7 protein-coding genes are annotated in these 6175 nt (G+C 67.6%); 3 read left to right on the top strand and 4 right to left on the bottom strand.

Features of this window, described 5'->3' with window-relative positions:
• Positions 1-2: 2 nt before the first annotated feature.
• From J2X34_RS15330 to J2X34_RS15315, 4 genes are all read right to left on the bottom strand, one after another.
• Positions 3-779, bottom strand: coding sequence for a hypothetical protein (locus J2X34_RS15330; protein WP_429518167.1), 777 nt, complete (start codon positions 777-779; stop codon positions 3-5).
• A gap of 127 nt (positions 780-906) precedes the next feature.
• Positions 907-1341, bottom strand: coding sequence for a PPOX class F420-dependent oxidoreductase (locus tag J2X34_RS15325; RefSeq protein ID WP_429518165.1), 435 nt, complete (start codon positions 1339-1341; stop codon positions 907-909).
• A gap of 18 nt (positions 1342-1359) precedes the next feature.
• Entirely contained in the window at positions 1360-2295 is a 936-nt protein-coding gene (locus J2X34_RS15320) for a hydroxymethylglutaryl-CoA lyase (protein WP_174909226.1), read from the bottom strand.
• Positions 2295-3530, bottom strand: a complete 1236-nt coding sequence (locus tag J2X34_RS15315; protein WP_429518163.1) for a CaiB/BaiF CoA transferase family protein — start codon at positions 3528-3530, stop codon at positions 2295-2297. Before J2X34_RS15315 ends, J2X34_RS15320 begins: the two co-directional genes overlap by 1 nt.
• 132 nt (positions 3531-3662) lie before the next feature.
• Here J2X34_RS15315 and J2X34_RS15310 point away from each other — a divergent pair, with 132 nt between their 5' ends.
• From J2X34_RS15310 to J2X34_RS15300, 3 genes are all read left to right on the top strand, one after another.
• Positions 3663-4538 carry an SDR family NAD(P)-dependent oxidoreductase gene (locus tag J2X34_RS15310; RefSeq protein ID WP_114718517.1) on the top strand — a complete coding sequence of 292 codons (876 nt, stop codon included), beginning with the start codon at positions 3663-3665 and terminating at the stop codon, positions 4536-4538.
• A gap of 175 nt (positions 4539-4713) precedes the next feature.
• Entirely contained in the window at positions 4714-4914 is a 201-nt protein-coding gene (locus J2X34_RS15305; RefSeq protein ID WP_114718518.1) for a hypothetical protein, read from the top strand.
• A gap of 72 nt (positions 4915-4986) precedes the next feature.
• Positions 4987-6165 (top strand): hypothetical protein, encoded by a 1179-nt coding sequence (locus J2X34_RS15300; RefSeq protein ID WP_429518161.1) that lies wholly within the window; start codon positions 4987-4989, stop codon positions 6163-6165.
• Positions 6166-6175: the final 10 nt, after the last annotated feature.

Below are 6175 nucleotides of genomic sequence, written 5' to 3'. Positions count from 1 at the left end.
TTCTATCTCACCGGCGAAACGCCGATCAATGCGTCCAACAACACAACCCGCCCTGAACAGGGGAAAGGCGCCCACGCAAACCCGAGGAGCGCCACTGATGTTCGAGTCAATGGTCTTCTAGTTGTACTGCCCAGGCGGGGCGCCCGGCCGGATCGGCCGGCCGACGACGAGCTGGAGCGAAAACGTCTCCTCTCAGCAGTAATACCGTGGTCTTTGTCGGGATCGTCGACTACAACGTCGACGTGAGGGTTGATCACGAGCTGAGCGATCGCGTCGGACCCAGCACCAATCGACGCGAAATGGGGATCGACGTCGCACGTCACACACCACGCATGATCGGCCGGCCACACGAACGCTGGGGTTGGGGCTTCGATGTCGTGCAGAAGCGTCTTGATCTGGACCTCCCATTCGGCGAAGTCGGCAAGTGCTCCGTGGAACAGAAAGTAGTCGCGGTTCGGGATCGAGACCTTCGGCATCGGATCGTCGATGTGGAAGCTTGGCCATCCATCCCAAATGCAGAAGTAGCAATCATCAGGCGTGCCGGTGCATCGGGCCAACTGGGTCAGGACGACACTGAGTTGTTCGTTGTCGGATAGCGCGTCCGGAGCGGCGTGGACATGGTTGGCGCTTTGTCCCGGATGGCCCGGGTCCGGGATGAACCTCAGACGTGCGTACTTGTCGAAGCAGCGGGGCCCGCGAGCGGCCAGTCGCCGCCAGTCCTCGTCTCGCTGTTCGAGCCAGAGCGCAGCCGATAGATCGACACACCGTGTGATGGTCATTCGAGCAGTATGTCCGCCCCTGAATTGTCGAGCAATCAGCGAAGCTGACCCAGCAACCTCCTTCTCGGCTGACGCGGATTCATATCGCTCTAGGGGACTTGGAAGATTCCGATTCCTCGGCCCCGCGTCAGTCGTCCGAATCCGTGGCGGTGGTGTGCACCGCTCGTCGCGGCTCGTACCACACGTCGCCTGCCGGTTCGCCCGCCATGTTCCAACTCCACGACACTGTCGGGATGATCCGTGAGTACAGTCCGGCGCCGACGATCCCGACGCGTTCGATCGGCGGGTCCGCGATCCCGTAGACCCGGATGCACTTGGCGGTGAGGGGGTCGAGCGACATCAGTTCGTCGACGACGAGTGCCACCTTGTCGTGGCCGCCGAGTATGTTTCGGAACTTTCTGGTGTGAAGCACGGGCTCGCCGGTCCCACCGATCCAGAAGTGGGTGCCGTCGAACTCGAAGGCGAGTGGGACGACATCGGGTTGGCCGTCGTCGGACGTGGTCGCCAGTCGAGCGAGCGGTTGTGACCGCAGGAACTCGACCTCGTCGTCAGTGAAGGACATGGGCTCTTCCTCTCGTGATCACCCGCCCGGGCGCACCCACTCGAAAGCGTGTGCCGCGGAGCGTGTTCCCTCTGCGGTGCGGGAGCGGTTGGGCTCGCCGAGTTCGGCGAGCATCGGAGTCGCGATGTCGACGAGGCCGGTCAGTGCGGCCGGTGTCAGCCACCCGGGGCGGGTTGCGAACGCGATGTCCTCGCTGGAGGTGTTGCCGCTGGCGCCGGGGGCGAACGGACAGCCGCCGAGTCCGCCGAGCGAGCCGTCCACGACCGATGCCCCGGTGGCGATCGCGGCGAGTGTGTTCGCGACACCGAGCCCCCAGGTGTCGTGGCCGTGGAAGACGATGCGCCGCTCGGGGCTTTCGGTCGCGACCCGGCCGATCAACGCCGCCACCTGCGCGGGCACCGCCTGGCCGAGCGTGTCGGCGAGGACGATGTCGTCCGCGCCGTCCGCGCGGGGATCGTTCGCGATCGACAGCACCCGATCGGCCGGGACGTCGCCCTCGAACGGGCACGTGAACGACGTTGCGATACACAGCTGGATGCGCCCACCGACGGCGCGGGTCAACTCGATCGCCGCAGGCATCGCGGCCAGGCTGTCGTCGGTGGAGCGGCCGATATTGGCGCGGTTGTGGGATTCGGATGCGGAGAAGCAGTACTGGAAGTTGCGGGCGCCGGCAGCCGCGGCCTTCTCGACGTGGCGTGGGGTGGCCACCCACACCCAGCAGCGGTCGAGTTCCTCGGGCGTCAGTTCCCCGATCACCTCGAGGGTGTTCGCCATGGGCGGCACCAGGTCCGGCCGCGCCATCGACCCGATCTCGAGTTCGGGTACGCCCAGTGCGAGGAGCCCGCGCGCGATCTCCAGCTTGCGGTCGGTGGGCAGCACCTTGCCGGTGAGTTGCAGTCCGTCGCGCAGCGTCACGTCGCGCAGGATCGATTGCGGTGCAAACGAGTAGCTCATCAGTCCTCCGTCTCGGCGATGATCCGCTCGATCTCGGCGTCGGATCTGCCGAGCACGCTCGCCAGTACCTCGCGGGTGTGCTCGCCGAGGTCGGGGCCGACGTGATCGATCGGGAGCGACCTGTCGCCGATCACCGGCACAATGCCGGGGAACCCGACCGGCTGCGGTGAATCGGCGCCGGTATCCACGTCGAAGGTCTGAATCATGTTGCGCGCGTTGTACTGATCGTCGTCGACGATGTCGGCGGCGGTGTAGATCGGCCCGGACGGGACGTTCGCCGCGTCGAGGATGCGCAGCGCGTCGTCGCGGGTGTGGCGGGACGTCCACTCGCCGATCGCGGCGTCGAGTTCGTCGCGGCGCGCCCAGCGTCCGGCGTTGGTCTGCAGTTCCTCGTCGGCGGCGAGGTCCGGTCGGTCGATCGTCTCCATGTAGCGCTGGAAGATCGCGTCGCCGTTGCCGGAGATGATGATGCTGGTGCCGTCGTTGCACGGGTACGCGTTGGAAGGCGCGATGCCTTCCATGCGGCCGCCGACGCGTTCGCGTTTGACGCCGTACGCGAGGTAGTCGGGGATCAGTGACTCCATCATCGACATGATCGACTCGTTGAGCGCGACGTCGATGATCCGCTGCGACAGCGCGAGCGATTCGCCCGTGCGGGACTGGCGTTGGAACAGCGCCATCACCGAGCCGAAGGCGGCGTACAGGCCGGCGATGGAGTCGCCGATCGACACACCCACCCGGACCGGCGGACGGTCAGGGTCGCCGACGAGTTCCCGGAATCCGCCGAGCGCCTCGGCGACCGCGGCGAAGCCGGGCCGTTCGGCGAGCGGGCCGGTCTGACCGAACGCGGAGATCCGGGTGATCACCAGATCGGGATTGACCGCGTCCAACTGCTCGGGGCCGATGCCCCACTTCTCGAGCGTGCCGGGCCGGAAATTCTCGAGCAGGATGTCGCACTGCGCGGCGAGGTCGAGCACCAGCTGCCGGCCTTCCTCGGTCCGCAGGTCCAGCACGATCGACTTCTTGTTGCGGTTGATCGTGCGGTAGAGCATCGACGTGGTGCCCGAATACAGACGCCAGTTGCGCAGTTCGTCGCCGGTGCGGGGCCTCTCGACCTTGATCACCTCGGCGCCGAAATCGGCGAGCAGCCGACCGGCGGTGGGGGCCGCGATGTAGTTGCCCAGCTCGAGCACGCGCACGCCCTCGAGGGGCCGGGTCGGGATGTCCTGCGTCATCCCTCGATTCAAGCAGTTTCCGGCGCGTCGTGGTTCTCCCGTCCAGCGGGAAATGACATGCGGATACGCCAGCGCATACGGTGTGCTGAATGAGACGTGGGCCACATTCGATGTGTGGTCGCCCGACGACGGATGGAGTGCATGGTGGGTCTGAGTTCGGATCGGATCGTGGTGGTGACCGGAGCCAGCCGCGGTGCCGGCAAGGGAATCGCGCTCGCGCTCGGGGCGACCGGCGCGAAGGTGTACGTCACCGGACGGACGCAGACCGAGGGCGACGCACCCCTGCCGGGCACCGTGTTCGCCACCGCCGAGGAGATCACCCGCCGCGGCGGTGAGGGAGTTCCCGTCGTCCTCGACCACAGCGACGACGCCCAGGTGGAGGCGTTCTTCGCGCAGCTCCGCGAGGAGCACGGACGCCTCGACATCCTGGTCAACAACGCGCTCAACGTGCCGGACGAGCTGACCAAGAAGGGCCCGTTCTGGGAGAAGTCGCTGTCGCTGCTCGACGTGCTCGACGTCGGCATGCGGTCCAGCTACGTGTCGAGCTACTACGCCGCACCGCTGCTCGCCGCCAACGGTGAGGGCCTCGTCGTCAACACCTCGTCGTTCGGCGGTACCTGCTACATGCACGGCCCCGCGTACGGCGCCGGCAAGGCCGCGGTCGACAAGATGGCCCACGACATGGCTGTCGACTTCCGGCCGTTCAACGTCGCGGTCGTCTCGCTCTGGATGGGTCTGCTCCTGACCGAGCGCACCAAGGCCGGGTTCGATGCGAACCCGGGCGCGTACGACGGTCTGGCGGCGACCGCGGAGTCGGCGGAGTTCCCCGGACGCGTCATCGACGCGTTGGCCCGTGACCCCCAGCTGATGAAGCGCAGCGGCCAGGTGCTCGTCGGCGCCGAGGTCGCGGAGGAACTCGGGGTCAAGGACCTCGAGGGGAAGCAGCCGCCGTCGCATCGCCAGTTCCTCGGTAACCCGCCGGTGTTCTCCGACGCCGTCATCGACTGACACCGATCTGCAGCGGACTCGTATCGGATCGGTATCGACTGCGCGGACCCGACGTGTCGTCCCGGTGGGGGCGACCGTCGGGTCTAGCGTTCGCGGCGGACGTGAACTACCGCGTAGCCGTCGTTGTCCGCACACCCGAGTCGAAATCACGCGCCTGGGACGTGAGGGAGTCGTCATGGAGTCCACCGCAATCAAGTTCGTTCTGCTGAGTCTGTTCCTGGTAGGTCTGGTCGTGGCCGGTGTCGGGGTGGCCGAACTGCACGTGCACGCCACGGTCGCGGCGCTGATCGTCGCGTCGGTGTCGGGGCTGCTGCTGCTCCGCATCCGGGCCGAATCGCACGGCCGCCTCGAGCCGCGAGGCCGAATCGCAGGCTGACGGCGTCGTCGTCGCCACGCAGTTTCCGGATTTCTGGGACAGTGGTGGGCAGGAGCCCTTCGAGGAGGCGCGATGCCTGCACCCGACCCGTCCGCCGCCGTGACCGAACGGCGCGCCCGTATCAACGACCAGGTCCGCCGCTGGTGTGAGCGTGCCCGGCTCGACGGCCGGCACCCGCCGCTGTCCGACGTCGCCGCGCTGTTGATCGCGGCGGGCCGAGTGGACGGGCCGACGCGGCAAGCCCTGACCGCCCGTCGTCGTGCGGGCCGGACGATTCCGTCGATCGGCGGTTTCGGTGGTCTTCGCCTGCTCACCGACGAGCACGCCCGGCTTGCCACCCGGGCGGCGTCGTTGCGGCCCGGCCCGGTCCAGCTGGCGCACCGCTATCGCGCCGCGGAGCTGGCGAAACATATAGACAGGCTGTGTTTGGCGGTGACGATGTCGAACATGCACTACGGCGGTGGCGTCCGGGCTATTCGCCGCGAGCGCCGTGACGGCGTGCATCTGGACCCCGGACAGCGCGACGCGCTGTTCGCGGCGTTGCAGCACACCCCCGCTCCGTTGCCGGTCGGGCGGCGGCATCTGCACGAGTTCCGCAACGCGGTGCTCGAGTCGACGGCGCAGCGTGTGGCCCGGCTGTCCGAGCACACCCGGGCCGAGGACGTGGGTCGCCGGGCGGTCGACGCGCTCGAACGTGCCGTGGAACCCGACGACGATCGGTTCGCCGACCGCTACGATACCCTGCTGTTCCTCGCCGGCTCGCTCTACGACCGGATCGAGGGTTCTCCCGCATGGCATTCGGAGCACTTCGTGGTGCAGCGCGCGCAGCTGGATCTCGCGGAGGAGCTCACGCAGATCGCGGTCGACACCGTTGCGCTGCAAGGCATCCTCGGTGAACTCGACAACGCGCTCACCTCCACGCCGGCTGCTCGCGACCAAGTGCAGTCGCGCCACGACGCGTTGGTGCCGGTGTGGGACCAGCTGGTCGATCGGGTCGCCGCACTGGCCCGGATCGGGGACCTGCTGTCGCAGGCCGAGACCCAGCTGCGAGCAATGGCGTCGATGCGCTGGGCCACGAGCCTCGATACCCGGATCGACGATCTGATCGCCCGTTCCGGCAACCGCGAGCTGTCGGCGGACAACACGCACCAGGTCGGCGATCAGTTCGGTGGCGTCGAGGAACTGATGGGCACGTATCGGAGCGCGTTGGGCGGGGACATCGCCGCGCTCACCGCCCGGGGTGAGTCGTGACCTCCGGCAT

The organism is Rhodococcus sp. BE178 (assembly GCF_050433545.1).
Classification (GTDB): Bacteria; Actinomycetota; Actinomycetes; order Mycobacteriales; family Mycobacteriaceae; genus Prescottella.
Note: the sequence above shows the minus strand (reverse complement) of the source record. Positions and strands in the feature narration are given on the sequence as shown.

Excerpts from the sequence above, each read along its gene's own strand:
- J2X34_RS15305 (WP_114718518.1), top strand. The coding sequence starts at position 4,714 with ATGGAGTCCACCGCAATCAAGTTCGTTCTGCTGAGTCTGTTCCTGGTA.
- J2X34_RS15310 (WP_114718517.1), top strand. The coding sequence starts at position 3,663 with ATGGAGTGCATGGTGGGTCTGAGTTCGGATCGGATCGTGGTGGTGACC.
- J2X34_RS15325 (WP_429518165.1), bottom strand. The coding sequence starts at position 1,341 with ATGTCCTTCACTGACGACGAGGTCGAGTTCCTGCGGTCACAACCGCTC.
- J2X34_RS15315 (WP_429518163.1), bottom strand. The coding sequence starts at position 3,530 with ATGACGCAGGACATCCCGACCCGGCCCCTCGAGGGCGTGCGCGTGCTC.
- J2X34_RS15320 (WP_174909226.1), bottom strand. The coding sequence starts at position 2,295 with ATGAGCTACTCGTTTGCACCGCAATCGATCCTGCGCGACGTGACGCTG.
- J2X34_RS15330 (WP_429518167.1), bottom strand. The coding sequence starts at position 779 with ATGACCATCACACGGTGTGTCGATCTATCGGCTGCGCTCTGGCTCGAA.
- J2X34_RS15300 (WP_429518161.1), top strand. The coding sequence starts at position 4,987 with ATGCCTGCACCCGACCCGTCCGCCGCCGTGACCGAACGGCGCGCCCGT.